This is a genomic window from Mycobacterium colombiense (assembly GCF_001953985.1).
GTDB classification, from domain to species: Bacteria; Actinomycetota; Actinomycetes; order Mycobacteriales; family Mycobacteriaceae; genus Mycobacterium; species Mycobacterium colombiense_B.
On record NZ_MBEI01000035.1, the window covers coordinates 1 to 20,464 of the forward strand.

Genomic DNA, 20,464 nt, shown 5'->3' on the forward strand with positions numbered 1-20,464 from the left:
GCGGCAGCCGGGGCGGCGGCCGCGGGGGCGGGGGCAGCCGGGGTGGCGGGACGAACACAGGCGGTGGCAGAGCCGGTAGGGCCGGGGCGGCGGGAGGCGGCGGCGCGACGGGGCGCGGCGCGGCCAGCGGCCGCGGCGGTTCGATCTTGGGCTGCGCCTGCACCGGCGGACCGGGATTGAGCGGGGCCGGGGCCGGCGTGGGAGCCGGGGCGACGATGTTTTGGTTGGGACTGGGCCGCAATGCCACGGTCGGGCGAATGCTGATCGCCAACGCGATTTCCAGCGCGACCACCGCGGCGATGAAGATCACCGCCAACGAGCTGCTGACCAGTAAGAAAGACTTGCGCCGACGCGCGCGTTCGTCGAGACCGATGAGGGTTTTGGCCTCCGCGTCGTCGTCGTCCACCACGGCGCTGTAGGCGACGTTGGTCTTGCCCTTGTCGACATTGGCGGCCAGGGCCGCGATGTGGCTGCGGTATTCGGGCTGATAACCGGGCAGCAGGCCGGGATACTGCCCGGCGAGGACGAGCGGGTCGACCTCGCCGGTGCCGGGATCCAGCGCGTAGGCCAGCGCGGCCGTCGACGACGCGAACAGCGGCGCGTTCGCCGACGCCAGCGCGGCCCCGCGCGCCAGGGCCATCTCCGGCTCGTCGGGCACGGACAACTCGAGCGAGGTCGCGGCTTCCAGCACCGGCTTGATCAGCGGGACGTCGACGCCGGAACCGACGAGAACCAGCCCTTCGGGGTGCGTTTCGAGCGCCTCGGCGCCGGACGCCATGTCGACGAGTTCGGCTACCGCTTGGTCCTCGTCCTCCGGAAGGACCTGGCGGCGGACCTCCGAGACGGACCCGTCAGCGGTGTCGACGACGGCCAGCGTTGCGCTGTACGGCTCGACGAAGAGCAGCGCGGTGCGCGCGTAGTTGGTGGCGTCGCCGACGGCCTGCGTCAGCGCGGCCGCGGCCATGAAGGCCGAAACCAGCATGACGTTTTCGACCTTGTGTGAAATCAGGGCATCGCGCAGCATCGCCGCTTCGACGTGATCGGTCCACGTCACACCCGTCGACAGCAGTTGGTAGCCGCCGTCGGTGGCACCTTCCCGGGTGCCGAGGATCGCCGAGATCACTTCATTGGGCGCGGTGCCGGGCCTGGCGGTGCGCTGGGTGTCGACGTCGAAGTCCTCCTCGTCGACGGTGACCCCGTCGGCGCTCTCGCCTTCGACCAGCACCATGCGCACTTTCGTCGGCGTCATCGAGACGCCAAGCACGATGCCCACCACCGCTTAAGCTCCCCCTGCCCAATTTGCTGTGCTGCTCGACACGCCCGTCGGCAACACCACTATTTATCGATACCCAGGGATTTCCTGCCACAGCATGGCAAGGGCCGCAAGCCCGCCTACATTGCTGGGCTGATGAAATTCTGGCGGCTGAGGCGGCATCTTTCAGCCAGCCTCACTACCCCGACCCTACCCGTGTGAGCTCGCAGGGAGTGGCGCGATTGCTGTGGGTTGGTTGGCAAATCGGTTAGTGGTGCCCGCCGCCTCCGCCGCCGCCGCAGCCACCTCCGCCGTGACCGCCGCCGAAGCCGCCACCGCCACCGAAGCCGCCACCGCTGTGACCGCCACCGAAGCCGCCGCCACCGCCAGGAGCCGGGGCGTGGCCGCCGCCGAAGCCGCCTAGACCACCGCCGCCGCCAGGAGCCGGGGCGTGGCCGCCGCCGAAGCCGCCACCGGGGAGACCGCCGCCGCCAGGAGCCGGGGCGTGACCACCGCCGAAGCCGCCACCGGGGAGACCGCCGCCGCCAGGTGCGGGAGCGTGGCCGCCGCCCAGGCCACCGGGACCGCCCGATCCGGGCGTGGGGACGTGGCCGCCACCAGAGCCACCGGGACCGCCCGAACCCGGCGTGGGAACGTGCCCGCCACCAGAGCCACCGGGACCGCCCGAACCCGGCGTGGGAACGTGCCCGCCACCCGAGCCGCCGGGACCACCGGATCCCGGGGTGGGAACGTGCCCGCCACTCGAGCCACCCGTACCACCCGACCCAGGTGTCGGGACGTGGCCGCCCGGACCACCCGAACCCGGCGTGGGGACGTGCCCGCCCGGGCCGTTCTCACCGGGTGTCGGAGAATGGCCGCCGCCGTAATTACCGGGGCCGCTCGGCTTGGGCGGGGTGCCCTCGCTAGGGGGCGTCTGATGCGGCGGCGACTGCGGCACGGTGACCTGCGGGGGCTGGGGCAGGTGCACCGGAGGTTGCGGCTGCACCGGCTGGGGGATGGACAGACGCGGCGGGACCGCCAGCATCGGGGGGTCGACCGGGTCAGGAACCGGAATACGCACGGGCACCGGAACCGGTACCGGGGGAACCACGACGGGAACCGGAACGATCGGCGCGGCGGGCGGTGGAGGGCGCGCCGGCGGCGGAACCGCGGGTAGCGGCGCGGCGGCCGGCGGGCTCAACGGCTGGAGTGCCGCCGCCGGGGCGGGCAGGCTGATCTTCGATAGCGGTTCGGACGCCTGCACCGGCGCCGGCGCCGGGGCCTGTTCGGGCACGATGAGGTGCTGGCCCGGGGTGGGCTGCAAGGCAACGGTTCCCGTGGTGCGAATGCCGATCGCCAACGCGATCTCGAGCGCCAGCACCGCGCTGATCCCGGCCACCGCCAGCCCGCTGCCGACCAGCAGGACCGGCCGCCGCTTCGGCTGGCTCTCTTCGGGAAGGAACAGCTTCTCGATCACGACGGTCGGTGAATCGGCGTCGTCGTCCCCCACCGCGCTGTAGGCGAGCTCGTCGTCGCCGGGTTCCTGCCCGAACGGGACATAGAGGTATTCGGGAAGGGAGTACTGGTCGACCGCGCCGGTGCCCGGGTCCTGCGCATAGGCCAGCGCGGCGGTCGACGAGGCAAACAGCGGCGCGTTCGCCGACGCCAGTGCCGCCCCGCGGGCCAGCGCCGTCTCCGGCTCCTCGGCCACACTCACGTCGAGGAACGTCGTCGCCTGCAACACCGGCTTCAGCGGGGCGACGTCGATGCCCGAGCCGACCAAGACCAGGCCGCCCGGCCGGAGTTCCAGCTTCTCCATCCCGGCGACCATCGCGCTGAGTTGCTCGGCGGCATCGCCGTAGGACTCGGCGTGAATCTGTTGTTTGTAGACGTCCGGGATGGAACCGTCGGACGTCTCGACAACCGCCAGCGTCGCGGTGTCGGGCTCGACCAGCAGCACGGCGGTGCGCTCGTAACCCATTGCCCCGCCGACGTTTTGCGCCAGCGCCGCCGCGGCCAAAAAGGCCGAGACCAGCATCACGTTGTCGATCCGGTGGGCGGCCAGCGCGTCGCGCAGCGCCGCGGCTTCCAGTTGATCCGTCCACGTCACGCCGATCGACGACAGCTCGAGACCGGCGTCGACCGCACCCTCGCGGGTGCCCAGGATGGCGGAGATGACTTGATCGGGCCCGGTCGTCGTAGCCGCCTCGTCGACGTCAGCGACGTCGAACGTGTCCTCTTCTACCGTGGCGCCGTCGGCGTATTCGCCTTCCAGCACGACCATTTGGATCGATGACGGTGACATCGACACCCCGAGCACGATATCCAATACAAACCCCTCCAAAGGTATTGCGTGATGCGCCATGGCCAGGCGGAGGAAAAAACCATGACTAACTAAGTATCGCGCACGAGGGGAGCGTGAGAGCCCCTCAGAACCTATGTAGTCCGTATGAAGTTCTGATAGGAGCGCGACGGGGTCGGTCCTCGCTGGCCCTGATACTTCGAACCTACTTGCGTACTGCCGTAAGGATGTTCGGCGGGACTGGTCAGCCGCAGAATGCACAGCTGACCGATCTTCATGCCCGGCCACAGAGTGATCGGCAGGTTGGCGACGTTGGACAGCTCCAGCGTGATGTGGCCGCTGAAGCCGGGGTCGATGAACCCGGCGGTCGAGTGCGTCAGCAGGCCCAGGCGGCCCAGCGACGACTTGCCCTCCAGGCGTCCGGCGAGGTCGTCGGGCAGGGTGATGAGTTCCAGCGTCGACCCGAGCACGAACTCGCCCGGATGCAGCACGAACGGCTCGCCGGCGTCCGGTTCGACCAGGCTGGTCAACTCGTCCTGTTGCTTGGCCGGGTCGATGTGGGTGTAGCGGGTGTTGTTGAACACCCGGAACATGCAGTCAAGCCGCACGTCGATGCTGGACGGCTGCACCAGGCCGGCTTCGAATGGCTCGATGCCCAGCCGCCCGGCGGTGATTTCGCCCCTGAGGTCGCGATCGGAGAGCAGCACGCGACGAGCCTAACTGGCGGCCCTACATGTTCAGCGGAGGTAGACCTCGCTGCCGTCGGGATATCCGCCCCCAGTGGTCGTGACGTGCACGTGGTCATAATGGCCGAGCCGGCTCGGCTGGGCTCCGCCGGGCGTGTAGTAGACGCCCCGCCAGATCGCGTCCTGGATGCCAAACCGGTTGGCGTTCTGCAGCACGTAGGCGACGATCGCATTGCCCAGCGCGATGCCCTCGTCGGAACCCGGGTTGGGAATCATCACGTCGACCGCCAGGCCGAGCGGGTGCCACGGCAACGGATCCGGGCGCACTCCCCCCATCTCGTGGATCTGCGGGAAGTCGGCGGTGATGCTGCGCGCGACCAGGATCGTCCGGACCTGCATGCCCCGTTCCGGGGCGACGTCGGCGGTCAGGAAACGGGCCCGGGTGTGATACCGCGACGCCGCGGTGGGCTCGCCGTCGGGGGATCCCTTGATGAGCCGATGCGACGCCGCGGTCACGATTTGCACGCAGCACGGAGGGGTGTCGCTGATAACGGGTTTGGCCTCGATGTGGGGCGCAGAGGGGTGGACGTCGGCGGACGCCGCGAAGAACACTGCTGCGGGGGCGAGCACCGCTGCCAGGGCCACTGACGGTTTGCGCCGCTTCCTGGCTAATGCGTGTCGACCCACGCCGTGCACATTACGGTGCAATAACGAAATAATAAATATGAGTATGTGATTTTGTGAAAGGAATAACTCTGATTCGGCGCGACCGCGCAGCGCCACGGTCGATGAGCCGTCCTGACCTCGACGGCCGCCGCCGGGTGCTAGCCTTCCTTGGCGACAGTGCCGATGTAGTTCAATGGCAGAACATCAGCTTCCCAAGCTGAATACGCGGGTTCGATTCCCGTCATCGGCTCCACGTGTACCAGGCAAAAGCCACCCGCCGCCCCTTAGCGCACCAGGCGGTCCCGTACGCCGACGCGCCGCGGGACGGGCACACGACGCCAGGTAACTGATGCCGTTTGCGCGATCGGCGCGGCGACAGTTACCGACACCCGAACAGTTTCGAGCTCGAATGCTGGGCATTCTCGGCAACATTCCTGTATATGTTGAGTCATGACGCAGAGAGCGGCCGGCAAACGTGGCGTTTGATCAGGGAGTTTCCGCCGGTGGCGCAACTGACAGCGGAGACTCACTCAATACATCAAAACGATGCCGGGTACGCGTAGATGGCGAAGGTCTGGCATTTGACGTCAAGGTCGACGACGCGGTTGCTGGTGCCGTTGTTCAGCTGGTGATGGGAGGGGGCCTACCCCCGGCGATGCGTTCGCCCGGGGGCGTCAGCTCCACTGAACCGCAGCAGCCAGGCTCACCCGCTGACGAACGCCCAGCTGGTCGCCCTGAGCTGACCCTCGGCGAATATCTCGCAGCAACTGAAGCGAAGACAAATGTGGACAAGATCGCGGCGGTAGGGGAATACCTCGCTGAGCACAACAGCCAAAGCAGCTTCACGAGCGACGATGTCCGGACACAACTCCTCGCAATCCGCGAAGATGTACCCGGTAACCTTCCGCGGGATGTGGCAGCAGCCGCCAAGGCGCGCTACATCGCCGAAGATACGACCACGAAGGGCGCCTACTACGTAACTGGCACCGGACGGGCTGCCATCGCGAACAAATTCCCTAGATTGCCAAGGAAAAGGGCTAGGTCCAAGAAGGCGACCAGCGCTTAGGGGACCGTGCCTTGACCTCCACCGCTAGCGGGCCATCATCAGATTCCTTCCCGGCGTCTGTGAGGCTCCAGATGCTTGGAGCCGACAGGCAGGCGCTCGCCCTGGCGCAGATCCAACAAGAGCGAGAGGGCGACTCATTCGGTCGGGCAGCCTTCCGAGACCTGTATGAGGAACTCGCTCTACCCACACCATCGAACATTGACAACACCTTGCGTTCACTACGCAATAACGGATGGGCCATCAACCTATCTGCCCGAGGACGTTGGAGACTGACCCCACTCGGTAAACACGAGTGCGCGACGCTGCTCAAACAGATCGGTGCGAAGTCAACCAAAGATTTGGAGGGGCTGGTCGGAGGTTCGCTGCTCGGGCAAGTTCGCCACACTGTCGTGCCACCCACGCTCGCACCACTCGAACTTTCGCCCGCAATTGCCAACTTCCTTGGGCGCTATGCGTTTGACTCCAATGTGTTTGGAATGACCCGCTTTCCGAGCGATGCCGACGCTGATCCGGTGAAGTCTGCGCTTGATGCCGCAAGAGCCGCATGCGCAGGCCGTGGCATGACGTTTCACTTGGCATCTGACCGCGCTATCTCGGATGACCTGTGGCGCAATGTTGCTGGACACATGTGGGCGTGCAAGTTTGGGATTGGAATCTTTGAAGATCGAGCCGGACGGGGTCTGAATTACAACTTGTCGATCGAAATTGGCGGCATGATTGCAACCGGCCGCAGATGTCTTCTTCTGAAGGATAAGTCGATCTCATCGATGCCGACTGATCTGGTAGGCATGATTTATAAGAGCGTCGACCTGGACGACACGAACGGTGTCAAGAAGGCTGTCGAAGAGTGGATCGATAAGGACCTTCGGCTCCAATAGCCTTCGTTCAACCTCACAGCGGCACAACATTTTCCGCGTGCAGTGGTGCCGTCAACGCGCCCAAAGCCGCCGTGTTGCCCGAGTGGTTGTCGGTATTGGTCAGATGCGCGTAGACCGTCAGCGTCGTCTTGACGTCCCGGTGCCCATAAGCTCCGCGATGTCGATGGGCCGGATGCGGGCCGCGAGGCACAAGCTCGCGTACGTATGGCGCAGCGAGTGGAACGACCGGACCCCCCGCCAGTGGCGTCGGACAGCCTAAGCAGCACAAGCGACCACACGGCGAGGTGCGAGGTTACGCACAGGACAAAGTTGCCGACTAAGACGTTCAGGGCGGGGGTTACCAGCACCCGGCGCTCCCGCCCTGGCCGCCTAGCCACCTGCCACAACCCGAGCTGCCCGCGCAGCGGGCACGCGGCAAGGCGATCCAAGCGCAGCGAGTAACGGAGACCTCAGAGGAGGCTGGTTTCAACCTCGGCGGTGCCGAGTGGCGAGAGTCTCACCGAACCGTCTGCGGCGTACTCGATCCACTTCTTGGCGTGCAACGCCTTTAGCACCCGCGCCTTGTAGTTGCTCAGCTTCTGCTTCTCTAGCTCCAGCCAATCGCCGAGCACCTTGTCTTGGACGGGGCCGGTGGTCGAATACAACAGCACCAAGGTCTTGTCAGCCAACGACATCTCTGTCTTGAGAATGCGCTTCTTGCCCCCGACCTCCCAAATCAATGGAGTCGTACGCTCAACCAGGGCATCGACGGTCGCAGTCGCTTCGGCAACGGTGAGGCCGTGAAAGATTCGCACAAGTTCCGCCATGACCCATTGCGCTGAGTGCAGGACATACTCCGCATCCATGTGGTTGGAGTCCACGTCACCGCCAACGTGCCCGACACCTCGGTTATTGCGCACCTCATACAGCGCAACCAAGATTCGCGGAATCGTGATCCGCACCGAACGCGGAAACGTTGTCGCCAACTGTTCCAACGATTCGCAGGAGCGTTTCATGTTCGACGGCTTGGTCGCTGACGCCGGGTAGGTCCCGCTCCCATACCCATCCAAAATGGCATAGACGACTTCGCTAAAGCGACCACCGTCAAGTTCGCTTGCTTCCCAATGGTTTTCGCGGTAATTCTTCGTGATCTTGTCGAACTCAGTGAACAACTCGTCGCGAAGTCCCTGTGGGATGTTCTGCAAAGCCTTGCTGCGGTCGATCACTTCTCGGGTTTCGGCAGATCGTGTTGGAGGTAGTTCTCGCCTGTCCACATCACTTCGACGTTGTTCATGTCTTTCGTGTCAAACCACTGCTTCCGCGTAGCTATCACCTGAAGGGCATTTGGAGGATTGGCGGGTGGGCGCCAGCCAAGAAAATTGAAGGCCGCGATTACCTCTCCCGCCGTTACGTCCCTTTCAGCGATCTTTTGAAGCCAGTAGACGACGACCAACAGTTTCTCCTGATTGTTGGTCGGCTTCTTTGATTCGGCGAATTCCTTCAGCGCCTGCTTGCCCGACGGCGCGTAGTTGACGCCCTTCGGTACGTCGTAGTTGGTCTTTTTCGCCCCCGCCCTCTTGGCAGCTTTTTTCGCGGCCTTCTTGGTAGGCGATTTCGGTTCGTCGGTATCCAGGTCAACCCGCGGGTCGGTAACGGGTGACCACAGGGGTGGTGGTGGCGGTGTTCCAGCGTCGCCTCCGCCGAATGCCAACTGCATGAGGGTGGGGATGATCGCCGGATCAACTTCCCGCTTGAACGACATGTCGGGGCCGTTGATGCTCATAGTGAACGGTTCGGGAGCGCCCCCATCGGCGTCGGTCATATATCTCCCCCGGCAGTTTGCGGTCCGCGGCAACGCCCCAGGATACAGCGATTCGGCAGGAAACTGACGACAGCGACAGTCGCGGCGCTGCGTGTCCGCACCAGCAATTTGGTCCCGTAACGCTCCCGTAGACGTAGCCCGACTGTGGGCGTACCGACGCCGTACCGGAGGCGTCCGCTAGCCGTATCGAAAGTGCATATGACCAGTGCAAACGCGGGTTCGCGGGAGCCCGCCTACCAGCGACTATCGCTCACCTGTTCGGGCGTCGAAGATACTTCCCAAGCTGAATACGCGGGTTCATTCCCGTCATCGGCTCCACGATGAACTGCGGCGATGGTTGATTCGCTGTCGCCGGCAACCTCTGTGTTGCGCTCAATGTTGCAGTAGTCAACGGCTGTCGCAGCCAACTTCAGCGCGTCGTCCTGCGAGTGCGCGTAGAGCTTCATAGTCCGCGACGCGTCCTTGTGTCCGATCCAAGCCGCGATCACAGCGACGCGCACCCCGTCGAGATGCAGGAGCGTGGCGGCTGTGTGTCGTGCCCCATGCAACTTCAGGTGCCGCATCCCATACCGGGCCAAAAACACCCTTCTGCGGTACGTGAACACATCGAAACCAAAAGCAGACCCCCAGCGGGTGACCTGAGGGCCTGTGGCGGGGTAGAGCGCTATGACGTCTTGGGTTCGCCCTTCGACTTCTTCGAAGCTTCGCGCTCGGCGGTCCACTTCGTGAACTTCGCCTTAAGCGCGGCAGTTCCTTCGCGGTGAACAGGTCTAGTTTTCCTCAAGTCGCTCGAGAATGGCGTTGCCGCACGTCCTGACATATCCGGGTGACGCGATCATTTGACCAAGGACCCGCTGCACGATGGCGTTATCGGCGTGCATTGGGTTGCCGCTAATGGTGCCGACGTAGCCAGGCAGATTAGAGCGGAACATATTGACCCGCGCAGTGAGCTGCTTGTTGTCAATTCCCAGCGCGTCACGCGCCCGGATGTACTCCGGGTGGCCTTCTGGCACAACAGGGTTGGGGTCCCCATCATTCACTACCAGGACCAACCGAGCGACCACAATGTTATCGTCCTCTTCCCACTTCCTTCGGGTCATTTGCTGACCTTAGCGAGGAGGGCCATCGCTCGTCATGCACGACGACGCCGCCGTTCTGCCTCTCACGCCACCGACGGAGGCGAGGAAGCTGGCCCTCGCTCGGCTGACCACTCGGGGAAATTCCCCTTAAGCGCGGGCAGGTGCTTCGCGGTGAACGGTGTGGTCATGAGATCCTCCTTGATTAGCCGAGCTAATGACCTCATCGTGATTAGCGGTGCGCGACCCTAACCCCTACCGGCGGTAGGCCTTGCGACGTGCGAGATTGTCGCGCCGATGTTGCAAGTCACGCCGAACAGCAACGGATCGCTCCGAGCGTCGCCGGACGATAGTGCCAGCAAGATGGCGATTTTATGAACCGATGCGAAGGTGTTCGGACTCACTCAGCCACCTTCCCAAGCTGAACACGCGGGTTCGATTCCCGTCATCGGCTCCACGTTTATGCGAGCTTCCGAGTCGGCCCGGACTACTGACCGGGATCCGGTCGCCACACGACTTCCACGTCATCGTCGGAGAGCGTGACCAGGGCTTGGGTGATGCCGTCGGCGTCTGCAAACTCCACTTCGTAGGCAGGCGGCAAGTCTGCGTTCGAAGACTTCGTGTAGTCCATGACGACGGTCCCTCGTGATCCGGCCGGAAGGCCGCGCTCCGGTAGCGGCCGCCAACCGGACTACGTCGTGCTCTTCGGGTTTCATGACTTTTCTTTCATTACTACGCATCCACGCGAATGTCACGCTCAGTCTTGGCGCCGAAACCTCGCCCGCAGCAATCGGTTTCATAACCCACCCGGCGGCCCGGCACGCGCTTATCCGCTGGTAGCTTTACGCCCATGGGTGCCTTGGATGGACGCGTGGCCTTTATCACCGGCGGAGCTCGAGGGCAAGGCCGCGCGCACGCGCTGGCGTTAGCGGGCGAAGGGGCCGACATCGTGGTCGCCGACGCCCCCGCCGCGATGACGGACCTGACCTATCCGCTGGGCACCGAGGACGACTTACGGGAAACCACCAAGCTGGTCGAAGAGCTGGGTCGGCGTTGCTTGCCGCTCACCGTGGACGTGCGCGACGCGGGTGCGGTTAATGCCGCGATCAAGCAGACGGTCGCCGACATGGGCAGCCTCGACATCGTGGTGGCCAATGCCGGAATCGTCAGCACCGGGCTACTGGAAGACGTCAGCGACGTGGTGTGGCAGCAGCTGATCGACACCAATCTGACCGGTGCGTTTCACGTCCTGCGGGCCGCCATCCCGGTGATGCGGCAACAGCGGTTCGGCAGGATCGTGGTGACCTCCTCGATGGGCGGGCGCATGGGCATCCCCGAGCTAGCCGCGTACAACGCCACCAAGTGGGGTGTCATCGGCCTGGCGAAGTCCGCCGCCCTGGAGGTCGCCAAGGAGGGCATCACGATCAACGTCGTCTGCCCGACCACTACCCAGACACCGATGGTGCAACCCACCGGGAGCGATGACGTCCCCGACGACCTGGTGCGCCGGATGACGAAGGCCAACCCGATCCCCCAACCCTGGCTGCAGCCCGAGGACGTCAGCCGCGGCGTCCTGTATCTGGTCACCGACCCCGGGGTCATCACCGGAAGCGTGCTCGAGATCGGCCTCGGCGGCAGCGCGCGCATCCACTGACGAACGGCTGAGAAGCCGTCCAATGATCGTCGCCTGAACCGCTTAGACGGCGACCGGATGTTCGCTACGCTTGACCCCGATTGATACGTCGCCTGGGAAGTTGGGGCCAGGTAATGGCTGAAAGACCCAAGGCTCGCGGCGGGGCGCCGGGACCGAGCGAGATCGTGGCGGAGTTAGCCGCCGCCGGATTCGACAACGCGCGCCAGATCGCCCGAGGCGCCGCCGGAGTGGTCTATTGCTGTCGCGAGACCGCCCTGGGGCGCAACGTGGCGATCAAGGTGCTACCCACGTTCATCGACGACGCCAGCCGGGAACGCTTTCTCCGCGAGGGCTACGCGATGGGCGGGCTCTCCGGGCATCCGAACATCGTCAACATCCTGCGGGTCGGCCTGACCGCGGGGGGCCGCCCGTACATCGTCATGTCGTACTGCCCCGCGGGTTCGCTGGGGCTACGCGTGCAGCGTGAGGGCCCGATCGCCTGGCCGGAAGCCGTGCGCATCGGCGTCAAATTGTGTGGGGCGCTGGAAACCGCGCACCTGAGCGGCACCCTGCACCGCGATATCAAGCCGGCGAACGTCCTCGTCAACGACTACGGCGAACCGCAACTGACCGACTTCGGGACCGCCCACGTCCCCGGCGGGTACGAGACCGCGGCCGGATTGTTCTCCGGCACAATCGATTACCTGGCACCCGAGGTGATGACGGGCGATCCCGCGACGGTCGGCAGCGACGTCTATTCGCTCGGCGCCACCATCTACGCACTCATCGCCGGGAACGCCGCGTACGAGCGCCGCGGCAGCGACGACCTGCTGGCGCACTACACGAGGATCAACAGCACCCGGGTTCCCGACTTGCGCCATAACGGAATCCCGGACGCGGTGTGCTCGGCGATCGAGATGGCGATGGCGCCCGACTTGGCTGAAAGACCAGCGTCCGCAGCGGATTTCGGCCGCGGGTTGCAGGAAAGTCAGCGCCGCAACGGCTTGAAAGCCGACGCAATGGCCATCACCGCCGTCGGCGCCGGTTCGGGGCGATCGGTGGGCAATTCGGCGGGGCTGCCGAAGGCGCGGACCTTGTCGCCGGCCGGACGCGGCGGTAAGGCGGGCCCGCCCACACAGCGACCACCGAGGATCGCCAAGCCGGGCCCACGCGGTGCCGACTCGGACAGCGCCACCTCGCTGATCAGCGCGCTGAACGATCGCCGAACGGTGTCGCCGCCGTCCCGTCCCGCCGGTCCACGAAACTTCGACCGCCGGGAAACAATTCCGGCCGCCCCCAGGACTTCTGAGCCGACCGAGGCGATCGCCGAGCACACCAGCCTCACCGACGCGATCGCTCCGTCGGGCCCTGCTGACCCGCCTGCGGCCGCGCGCCGCGGGCCGGCCACCGGAGCGGTGGCGTGGTTGAGCCCGTCGGGGAACAAGCGCAAACGCGTCACGGCGGCGTTGATCGTGGTGGGGATCGTCTTGGCCGTGCTGGTGCTGGGCACCGGCGTCTACGTACTGCTGACGCAGGGCAACAGACAGCACAGCGGTGCCGCGAATCAACCGAGCACCCAGGCCATTTCGAGGTGGCAGCCGATCACGAACGCCCGCATCGCGCGCCAGGCCGCGGCAACCACGCAGGCCGACGGCACGATCTGGATCTTCGGCGGAATGGGCAGTAACCACGCACTCGTCGCAAACCACGAGGGCTATGACCCGATCATCGACAGCTGGAAAAGCGGGGACGACCTCCCGGTTCCGGTTCAGCATGCGATGGCGGTGACGTGGCAGGGAAACCCGATCGTGCTCGGGGGCTGGCGCGCGGCGGGCCCGCAAAGGGTTGCCAGCGACCAGGTTTGGCGCGTGGTCAACAGCCACTGGGTCGAGCTGCCCCATCTGCTGCAGCCCCGCGCGGCGGCCGCGGCGGCGGTGGTGGGTGGACGCATCATCGTCGCGGGCGGCGTCGACTCGAACGGCGCCCTGCTGAACACCGTCGAGATCTTCGACGGCAATTCCTGGACCCTCGGCGCCCCGATACCGACCCCCCGGCAGATGCTGGCCGCGGCGTCGGACGAGAAGCTGGTGTACATGGTGGGCGGCACCAACGGGACCACCGACCTGGCGACGGTCGAGGCGTATGACCCTGCCGCGAAAAGCTGGACGCGATTGCCCGACCTTCCCCAACCGCGCGGCGACCTCGGCGTGGCGCTCGCTGACCGGCGCCTGGTCGCCGTCGGGGGGCAGTCGGCGGGGCAGGTCCTCAAGAGCGTGTCGGTGCTCGATCTGACGACGAACACGTGGGCGGGCTTGCCGGACATGGCAATAGCGCGGCATGGCATGGCGGTCGACGCGATAGGGCAGGCCGTGTACTCGATCGGCGGGTCGAGTGACATCGGCGACGGCCAGGCGACCTCGTCGGCGGAGGCGCTGCAACTACCGGCGCGCCGCATGCAGCCGGCCGCGCAGTGGCGTTCCCTGCCGGACGCGCCGACGCCGCGGTTGATGACGGCGTGGACCGTGCTCGACGACAAGATCTGGGTCGTCGGCGGCCTGCGCGACGGAGTCGCGCTGCAGACCGTCGAGAGCTATGACCCGCGCACCGGCGTCTGGCAACCCCAACCGGCACTCCCGATCCCGCTGCACCACGCCGCGGCGGCGACCTATCGCGGCGAGGTGGTGGTGCTCGGGGGCGCCAGCAGTGATCTCACCCAGGCGTCGGCCAAGGTGTTCGCGTTGCGCGGCGGCAAGTGGGTCGAGTTGCCCGGACTCACCCACGCTCGCGCGGGGCTGGCGGCCGCGGTGGTCGGTGACAAACTCGTCGTCGTCGGCGGGCAGAACGCCAAGCAACTCGTCGGCCAGACCGAGGTCTTCGACGGCAACGCCTGGCACGACGCGGCCAATATGCCGACCCCGCGCGAGCATCTGGCCGCGGTGTCCGATGGCACGTACGTGTACGCGCTCGGCGGCAGATTCCTGTCGGCCGACAAGAACTCCGCGGCGTTCGAACGGTTCGACCCGCAGTCCGGGACCTGGACGAAGTTGGTCGACATGCCGACCCCTCGCGGCAGCTACGGCGCCGCGTTCATCGATGGCCGAATCGTGGCGGTCGGCGGTGAGGAACCGACGCAGGTGGTGGGGGTGGCCGAGATGTACGACATCGCCGAAGGAACGTGGACGACGTTGCGCCCCATGCCAACTCCGCGCCACGCCGAGGTGGTCGCGGTGGTGGGCAACACCGTCTACTGCATCGGCGGGGCGAACCGGCCCACCCACGAAGGCCCCGTCGCCACGGTCGAGGCCCTCGACTTCATCTAGCGGATCAGTGGCGCTTGAGCCGGCTGCGCCACCCGACGAATCCCGCGTACACGACCGTCAACAACGCGAGCATGCCCACATCGAACAGCCAGGTGCTCGCCGTGTGCTTGAAGTGGCTGTCTTTCGGGGCGAGCGGCCCGGGCTCGATCGTCCACAAGTCGACGGTCGAGGCCTGCGCCGCATAGCCCCAGCGCGAGGGCACCGCCCACGACAGCTGGTCGAGGCCGATGCGGTTGGTGACCGGGACCATCCCGCCGCAGAGCACCAACTGCAGCATGAGGGAAACCACCAGCAGCGGCATGATCTGCTCGTTGGAGCGGGCGAGGGAGGACAGGACCAGGCCGACCATCGCCGCGGCGACGCACATCGCGGCGGTGGCGACGTACAGCTCGAGCGTGGCGCTGCCCAGCAGCAGGGCCGGCCGTGTCGGGGCTCCCTTCCCCAGGATCGTGATGGTCGTCGCGATGGCCGACTGAATGACGGCGAAGACGAAGAACACGGCCATCTTCGCGAGCAGATACGCCTTGGTGGACAGGCCGACCGCCTGTTCCCGGCGGAAGATGGGGCGCTCGCCGATGAGGTCGCGGATCGTCAGCGCGGTGCCCATGAAGACGGCGGCCATGGTGAGCAACATCAAGACCGAGCCGGGTTCGTCGGAGCCGTCGCCGTTCGGATCGGCGACACGGAATCCCGTCGAGCCCGGAACGGTCAGCGACAGCGCGCCCATCACGAACGGCAGCAGCGCCAGGAAGATGAAGTAGGCGCGGTCGGCGACGATCAGCCGGATCTGGCGGCGCGCGATCGTGGCGAACTGGCGACGCGTGCTGGAGCGCGCCGGAGCGCCCAGGTCGGCCGGCTTTTCCGCCTCGGCTCCGGCCGGCGGTGGTTTGAGCTGGGCCAGGAACCGGCGGTTGGCTTCGTCGGGGTCCGCACCCACCATGCCAAAGATCTTGGCCCAGTTGGTGGTTCCCATCGTCGCTTCGATTTCCCCGGGCGGGCCGCAGTAGGCCGTCTTGCCGCCGGGCGCCATCAGCAGCACCTGGTCGCAGAGGTCGAGGTAGCTCAGCGAGTGCGTCACCACCAGCACCACGCGACCGGCGTCGGCCAGCTGCCGCAGCATCGTCATGACCTGGAGGTCCAGCGCCGGATCCAGGCCCGAGGTCGGTTCGTCGAGGATCAGCAGCGACGGCCCGGTGAGCAGCTCGAGTGCCACCGACGCACGCTTGCGCTGCCCACCGGACAGCTTGTCCACCCGGGTATCGGCGTGCTTGGTCAGCCCGAGTTCCTCGATCACCTGCGCGACGACCTGCGCGCGGTCTTGTTTGCTGGTATCGGGCGGCAGCCGCAGCTCGGCGGCATAGCTCAGCGCCTGGGTCACCGTCAGCTGGCGGTGCACGACGTCGTCCTGGGGCACCATCCCGATCCGGCTACGCAGCGAGGCGAAGCTGGCGTGAATGTCGTGTCCCTCGAAGGTGATTGAGCCGGAGGTGGGGCAGGTCGCGCCGGCGATCAGCCGGGACAGCGTGCTTTTCCCGGCGCCGGACCCACCGATGAGGGCGGTCAGCGTTCCGGGCCTGGCTGTCAGCGAGACCTTCTGAATCAGCCGTTTGCTGTCGATTTCGAAGTCGACCTCGCGCACCTCCAGCCCGCCGGTGCGGGTTGCCGCTTCGGCGCGGCGAAGCAGGATTTCACCGTTGAACACCAGGTCGACGTTGCCGATCGTGACCACGTCGCCCTCGGTCAGCGGCGCCGACAAGATTCGCGTGCCGTTGACGAATGTCCCGTTGATGCTGTGCGCGTCGTGGATCTCCATGCCGTTCGGGCCGGGAACCAGGTAGGCGTGGTGGCGCGACGCCAAGACGTCCGAGATCACGACGTCGCTGTCTTCGGCGCGACCGATCACGGCGGCTCCCGTGGGTGGCGCCGCGAGGCCCGACCGGGAGCGCTGCACCGCGCGCCGCAGGTTGGTGCTGTCGAACTGCGCGGCTTCGAGCGCCTCGGCGCCGATCTCGGTCTGCGGCTGGCCCTTTGGCGCCGACCAGGCTTGCCGTTCGGGCGGCGGTGCCGGTTGGGGACGGCGGGGCGGCGACGGTGGGCTCGGATGGCCGACGGCCCGGCGTGGGCCGCCGGCCGGCTGCGGTGACGGTGGCGGCGGGCCGGCATGGGTGTAACGCAGCGGCGGGGGTTGCGGTCGCGCGATGCGGGGCGGCGTGCCGCCGGCCTGCTGTGGGTGCTGCGGATGGGACGGCCGCGACGCGCCGGGGCGTGCGAGGGCCTGCATCCCCTCGACCGTCGGCGGTAGCTGGCCCACCGCCCTGTCGTCACGTCCGATCTGGAAACTCAACCGCGGCCCGTCGGGGCCGCCAATGTTGATGCTCTGGCCGTCGTGGATGTCGACGACGGCAACCCGGCCGCCATTGACGAACATCCCCGTCGACGAGCCGTTATCGATCGCCACCCATTTGCCCCGGTCGAAACGCAGCACCAGGTGCGAGCGGGAGATCATCGGATGGGCTACGCGCATGTCGGCACGCAGGTCACTCCCCACGACGACATCGTTTCCAGCGGCAAAACTGCGCCGTGACCAGTTGGATTGAACCGTCAGCACGGGCGATGCGGGCCTGCTCATCCAATCAGTATTCGACCCGCCGTCAGCAAACTCCAGCGGTTTCGCCATATTGGTCCGCCGCCCGCGATCGCATTTGCTGGGTCACGCCGGAGAAACATTCGACGCCGGAGCGGGTCACGGCCCGGTCACAACACGATAAGGGCTCCGGACTAAACCTCCCTTGATCAAACCGTGACCGCCGCGTGGCCAAATATCAACGCGCCCTTACGCTTCCGCAGGTCAGCGCACATTTATCATCCGTATTACAACTATGTCAGTTAAAAGGAATTGGGGCCATGCGGACGGGTGTTCGGTGTGTTCTTGCGGTGATTGGAGCCGCTGCGAGTGTTGTCGTGACGCCGGCCGGCGTGAGCCTGGCGGCGGCGAACCAGTCGCATGGATTCGCGATAGCGTCGATTTCGCCGGGCCGCGACGAGGTGGTCGGGGTGGCGCACCCGATCCAGGTGAAATTCACTGCGCCCATTACCAACCCAGCCGACCGGCGGGCGGCCGAACGGGCGGTTGACGTCAAATCGACGCCCGCGATGACCGGCAAGTTCGAATGGCTCGACAACAAGGTTGTCCAGTGGATTCCGGACCGATACTGGCCGGCGCACAGCACAATTGCGTTGACGGTGGGCGGCGCGACCGCGGAGATCACAACGGGTCCTGCCGTGATCGGCGTCGCCAGCATCTCCGAGCACACCTTCACCGTGAGCATCGACGGTACGGAAGCGGGACCGCCGACCTCACTGCCGGCGCCGCACCACCGGCCGCACTTCGGCGAGCAGGGCGTGATGCCCGCGTCGATGGGAAGGCCGGAATACCCGACGCCCGTCGGCTCGTACACCGTCCTGGCCAAAGAGGAAGCGGTGACCATGGATTCGAGCAGCGTCGGCATCCCGGTCGACGACCCCAACGGTTACCTGCTGACGGTCAATTACGCCGTCCGTATCACCAGCCGCGGACTGTTCGTGCATTCGGCTCCGTGGGCCGTCCCCTCTCTGGGGCTGGAGAACGTCAGCCACGGCTGCATCAGCCTGAGCCCCGACGACGCCGAGTGGTACTACGACCACGTCCACGTCGGCGACCCGGTGATCGTCCAGGACTAGTCCCGCAGTTCACGAAGCTCCGCACCCAGGCGCAAGCCGGGTGCGGAGCTTCAATTGTCTTGACGGCGTGGGTCTCTCAGTCCCGCTGGGGTGGTCGCAGGTTCGCGCATGCCGAGCAGGGATAAGCCGGCCACCGATGGCCGACAAACGGAACGGGCCCGCTGGTGATAAACCAGCGGGCCCGGCCCGTTCACTGGAAACCGATTCGGCCTCAGCTCGCGCCCGAGGGACCGGGGCGAACCGGCTGACCGTCTACCGGCCCACCGGTGGGAGCCGGACCGGTCGGCGCGTCCTTCACCCCGGACATGTCGATGATCGGCGCGGCCGCCTCCAACGGAGCGCCGGCGGCCAGCGGCCCGCCAAGCGCAATCAGCGGCGCACCGGCAGGGACCACCGGCACCGGCGGCACGATCGGCACCGGCGGCGCGAGGGGCAACGGCGGCACGATCGGCAGCGGCGCACCGATCGGCAGCGGCCCCGGCACAGCCATTGGCACACCGGACATATCGGTCATGGGCGCCGCGCACATGCCCCCGGCGGCCGGTGCACCCGCGGCCACAGTGCCGGCGGCCGCACCCGGCCCGCCCGCGGCGGGCGCCACCTCGCCCGACTGCCCCTCGATGCACGCGTGGCCGCCCGTAATCAGCGGGGCGGCCGCCGCGTCGGGGCTCAACGCGATAGCAGCTCCGCACAACCCAGCGCCGGCAACTACTTTGATGTTGAACCGATCGACGATCGCCATCAGCGCCAACTCTCCTTTATTCACGCTCAGCTATTTCCCATTTGGTGCAGCAGGCCCGCCTAGCCGTACCGAGGCCGCTTTCACGACCGCGCCAATTGTCAGCAGGCGACGCGCGACACGCGCCACGCCGCACCGCGCCGTTTCCAAATGGTGACGTCACAACGGCGTCACGAATCGGAACACCACCGACGGACGCCGGTCGACCTGCACGAATGCGCGTGCGCCCTCGGCCCGGCAAGCGGTTCGCGCCGGAATGTGCACCGGATCGGCGACCTTGCCGGAACCGACTTCCGCTCGCACGGACTTTATTTTTCCGCAGGTCATTCACAGAGAACTATTGGTGAACAGTTACTGTTCTCAAGGTTACGTAGAAGTTAACATCGTGATTAGAACTGTTGACGTCAAGAGGAGTAGGGGCTATGTCACCACGTCGTCTCGCCACCGGGTTCATCGGTTCCGCCCTGCTCGGCGGCCCACTTGTCGCCGGCCTCGTCTGGGCCGGCCCAGCGCAGGCCGACGCGGCCGGTTTCCTCAACGACATGCATAGGGACGGGATTCACGCCGTCACCGGTGGTGACGCGGCGCTGCTTCAGGCCGGGCTGAACGTCTGCCAACAACTGTCGTGGGGCGCTCCCGAATCCCAGCTCCAGGGCTTGGCGCTGCAGCGCTCCGAGGAACGGCAAGGGGCAGGTGGGCTCAGTCCCCAGCAGGCCAACGACATCGTCGGCTACGCCGAGCGTGATCTCTGCCCCGGCGTCTGACCTGACCTTCCGTAATTCGCCGGTGCATAGCGCGCTGGCGCTCGGCTCCACACGGGGCCGCAGGTTGTGCCGCGTCCGGCCACCGTTCTTCGCCGACTATTCACTCTCCCGAATTGTTTGCGCAGCGGGTCGTCGCACTTTTGTGTAAAAGTGCATCATCCGCATCGGGCACAGACATAAGGAGAAGGTTGGATGGCGGCACGCAGGCTATATGGCCGGTTCATGGGCGCGGCGCTGGCGAGCGGCCCCCTTCTGCTCGCCGGGGTCCTCTGCGCCGGCCCGGCGCGGGCCGACCAGGCCGCCTTCATCAACGACCTGCACAACGCCGGGATCCACGCCGTCAACGGCGGCGACCCGGAGCTGTTGCAGATGGGTGCGGACCTGTGCCAGCAGCTTTCGTGGGGCGCTTCACCGCAACAACTGGAGGGGTTGGCATTGCAACGCTCGGACGCCGACCAGGGCACCGGCGGGATCAACGGCCGGCAGGCCGCAGACGTGGTGATCTTCGCCCTGCGCGATCTGTGCCCCAACGCCTGACGGCGGATTAGCCCCCGCGCTCGG

General features: G+C 66.4%; 18 protein-coding genes, 1 tRNA gene and 1 pseudogene. 8 read left to right on the forward strand and 12 right to left on the reverse strand.

The genetic code is table 11. From position 1 onward, the window contains the following. The 4 genes from A5732_RS07860 to A5732_RS07875 all read right to left on the reverse strand — a co-directional run. On the reverse strand, positions 1-1,276 hold a 1,276-nt coding region (locus tag A5732_RS07860; protein ID WP_076101876.1), incomplete at its 3' end, for a DUF7159 family protein. Positions 1,277-1,520: 244 nt separating this feature from the next. Then, the gene (locus A5732_RS27555) at positions 1,521-3,581 is read right to left on the reverse strand and encodes a DUF7159 family protein (protein WP_076101877.1); all 2,061 of its coding nucleotides are present in this window, start codon (positions 3,579-3,581) and stop codon (positions 1,521-1,523) included. A gap of 107 nt (positions 3,582-3,688) precedes the next feature. Next, positions 3,689-4,261, reverse strand: coding sequence for a dCTP deaminase (gene dcd / locus A5732_RS07870; protein WP_076101878.1), 573 nt, complete (start codon positions 4,259-4,261; stop codon positions 3,689-3,691). A 30-nt stretch (positions 4,262-4,291) separates the two neighbouring features. Next, entirely contained in the window at positions 4,292-4,927 is a 636-nt protein-coding gene (locus A5732_RS07875; protein WP_216351571.1) for a hypothetical protein, read from the reverse strand. A gap of 158 nt (positions 4,928-5,085) precedes the next feature. Between A5732_RS07875 and A5732_RS07880 the strand changes: the two genes are divergently transcribed. The 3 genes from A5732_RS07880 (at position 5,086) to A5732_RS26960 (ending at position 6,850) form a co-directional block, all read left to right on the forward strand. Beyond that, positions 5,086-5,159: transfer RNA gene (locus A5732_RS07880), tRNA-Gly, on the forward strand. A gap of 222 nt (positions 5,160-5,381) precedes the next feature. Next, positions 5,382-5,972 carry a hypothetical protein gene (locus A5732_RS26955; RefSeq protein ID WP_142256573.1) on the forward strand — a complete coding sequence of 197 codons (591 nt, stop codon included), beginning with the start codon at positions 5,382-5,384 and terminating at the stop codon, positions 5,970-5,972. Between the two features lie 71 nt (positions 5,973-6,043). Beyond that, positions 6,044-6,850 carry a hypothetical protein gene (locus A5732_RS26960; RefSeq protein WP_142256574.1) on the forward strand — a complete coding sequence of 269 codons (807 nt, stop codon included), beginning with the start codon at positions 6,044-6,046 and terminating at the stop codon, positions 6,848-6,850. Positions 6,851-7,299: 449 nt separating this feature from the next. Here the strand turns inward: A5732_RS26960 and A5732_RS07890 are convergent, their stop codons facing one another. From A5732_RS07890 to A5732_RS07910, 5 genes and pseudogenes are all read right to left on the reverse strand, one after another. Continuing rightward, complete coding sequence (locus A5732_RS07890; protein WP_076101881.1) at positions 7,300-8,055, reverse strand: hypothetical protein; 756 nt, start codon at positions 8,053-8,055, stop codon at positions 7,300-7,302. Beyond that, positions 8,052-8,651 (reverse strand): hypothetical protein, encoded by a 600-nt coding sequence (locus A5732_RS07895; protein WP_076101882.1) that lies wholly within the window; start codon positions 8,649-8,651, stop codon positions 8,052-8,054. The genes A5732_RS07890 and A5732_RS07895 overlap by 4 nt, the downstream gene beginning before the upstream one ends. A gap of 233 nt (positions 8,652-8,884) precedes the next feature. After that, positions 8,885-9,214 (reverse strand): tyrosine-type recombinase/integrase, encoded by a 330-nt coding sequence (locus A5732_RS27725; RefSeq protein ID WP_081396004.1) that lies wholly within the window; start codon positions 9,212-9,214, stop codon positions 8,885-8,887. A 207-nt stretch (positions 9,215-9,421) separates the two neighbouring features. Then, a complete protein-coding gene (locus A5732_RS07905; RefSeq protein WP_076101883.1) occupies positions 9,422-9,751 on the reverse strand; it encodes a hypothetical protein in 330 nt (109 codons plus the stop codon). 463 nt (positions 9,752-10,214) lie between these two features. After that, positions 10,215-10,394, reverse strand: a pseudogene (locus A5732_RS07910) (DUF4926 domain-containing protein); the annotation flags it as partial. A 183-nt stretch (positions 10,395-10,577) separates the two neighbouring features. On the opposite strand from A5732_RS07910, the gene A5732_RS07915 reads away from it, so the two are divergent. After that, the gene (locus A5732_RS07915) at positions 10,578-11,381 is read left to right on the forward strand and encodes a mycofactocin-coupled SDR family oxidoreductase (protein ID WP_076101885.1); all 804 of its coding nucleotides are present in this window, start codon (positions 10,578-10,580) and stop codon (positions 11,379-11,381) included. A gap of 113 nt (positions 11,382-11,494) precedes the next feature. Continuing rightward, a complete protein-coding gene (locus A5732_RS07920; RefSeq protein ID WP_076101886.1) occupies positions 11,495-14,680 on the forward strand; it encodes a serine/threonine-protein kinase in 3,186 nt (1,061 codons plus the stop codon). Positions 14,681-14,684: 4 nt separating this feature from the next. Here A5732_RS07920 and A5732_RS07925 read toward each other — a convergent pair whose 3' ends face one another. After that, positions 14,685-17,309, reverse strand: coding sequence for an ATP-binding cassette domain-containing protein (locus A5732_RS07925; protein WP_076101887.1), 2,625 nt, complete (start codon positions 17,307-17,309; stop codon positions 14,685-14,687). 275 nt (positions 17,310-17,584) lie between these two features. On the opposite strand from A5732_RS07925, the gene A5732_RS07930 reads away from it, so the two are divergent. Then, the gene (locus tag A5732_RS07930) at positions 17,585-18,400 is read left to right on the forward strand and encodes a L,D-transpeptidase (protein WP_076101888.1); all 816 of its coding nucleotides are present in this window, start codon (positions 17,585-17,587) and stop codon (positions 18,398-18,400) included. Between the two features lie 211 nt (positions 18,401-18,611). Here the strand turns inward: A5732_RS07930 and A5732_RS07935 are convergent, their stop codons facing one another. Continuing rightward, positions 18,612-19,151 (reverse strand): hypothetical protein, encoded by a 540-nt coding sequence (locus A5732_RS07935; RefSeq protein ID WP_064954580.1) that lies wholly within the window; start codon positions 19,149-19,151, stop codon positions 18,612-18,614. Between the two features lie 147 nt (positions 19,152-19,298). After that, on the reverse strand, positions 19,299-19,442 hold the full coding sequence (locus A5732_RS27295; protein ID WP_170880058.1) for a hypothetical protein: 144 nt from the start codon (positions 19,440-19,442) through the stop codon (positions 19,299-19,301). 119 nt (positions 19,443-19,561) lie between these two features. On the opposite strand from A5732_RS27295, the gene A5732_RS07940 reads away from it, so the two are divergent. Further along, complete coding sequence (locus A5732_RS07940) at positions 19,562-19,903, forward strand: DUF732 domain-containing protein (protein ID WP_076053632.1); 342 nt, start codon at positions 19,562-19,564, stop codon at positions 19,901-19,903. Between the two features lie 192 nt (positions 19,904-20,095). Beyond that, the gene (locus A5732_RS07945; RefSeq protein WP_064954578.1) at positions 20,096-20,440 is read left to right on the forward strand and encodes a DUF732 domain-containing protein; all 345 of its coding nucleotides are present in this window, start codon (positions 20,096-20,098) and stop codon (positions 20,438-20,440) included. Positions 20,441-20,464 lie beyond the last annotated feature (24 nt).